Origin of the sequence: Streptococcus sp. HMSC062B01, assembly GCF_001811085.1 — a bacterium.
Classification (GTDB): domain Bacteria; phylum Bacillota; class Bacilli; order Lactobacillales; family Streptococcaceae; genus Streptococcus; species Streptococcus gordonii.
This window is the reverse complement of the sequence record NZ_KZ672768.1, coordinates 1-390: the sequence shown is the minus strand read 5'-3', so window position 1 is coordinate 390 and position 390 is coordinate 1. Positions and strand designations below refer to the sequence as shown.

Sequence of the window (390 nt, the reverse complement as noted above, 5' to 3'; positions counted from 1 at the left end):
TTTGCGGAAGTCCTTGAGGACCTGTGCTGGTTGCGTTAGTGCTGGTTGGGGTTACCTTAGTCACTGTTGGTGTATAAGTTGCGGTAACTTCTGTACCATTCTTATCCACTCGTTTCACTGTGACTGGATCTGGAGTACCAACATATTGTTTGTCTGGCGTAAAGGTAATAGAGCCATCTGGATTGATGCTGTATTCACCTACACCTGGAACTGTTTTCGTTGACTGACCATCTTCGAAGGTCATTGGTTTCGTATCATCAATTGGAACCAATGGATTACCTTCTGTGAAGGTTGGGGTACCTTTTTGCGGTTGACCTTGGATACCATTTGAAGTGGCATCCGTTGAAGTTGGTGTTACTTCTTTCACCACTGCTTGGTACTTGACAGTAA

General features: G+C 44.6%; 1 protein-coding gene. It reads right to left on the bottom strand.

What is annotated here, in order from left to right; genetic code table 11:
* Positions 1-390, bottom strand: a 390-nt coding sequence (locus HMPREF2780_RS02220; RefSeq protein ID WP_158672283.1) for a hypothetical protein, incomplete at both ends; no start/stop codon positions are given.